The organism is Bacillus sp. SIMBA_154, assembly GCF_046536015.1.
GTDB classification, from domain to species: Bacteria; Bacillota; Bacilli; order Bacillales; family Bacillaceae; genus Bacillus; species Bacillus pumilus_P.
Map to the genome: position 1 here is coordinate 1 of NZ_JAWJBV010000623.1, position 239 is coordinate 239.

Below are 239 nucleotides of genomic sequence, written 5' to 3' on the forward strand. Positions count from 1 at the left end.
CTATGGCGAAAGAGCTTGAGGCGTCTGGTGCGCACATTCTCGGTATTAAAGACATGGCCGGTCTTTTGAAACCTCAAGCCGCATACGAACTTATCTCAGCGCTGAAGGAAACGATTGATATTCCCGTTCATCTTCACACGCATGATACGAGCGGCAATGGCGTCTTTCTCTATGCCAAAGCTGTTGAACCGGGTGTGGACATCGTGGATGTCGCCGTCAGCTCAATGGCGGGTCTGACT

The 239-nt window shown here is 51.5% G+C and carries 1 pseudogene; it reads left to right on the forward strand.

The features are described 5' to 3' along the window. Window positions 1-239, forward strand: a pseudogene (locus R0K30_RS23375) (hypothetical protein); the annotation flags it as partial.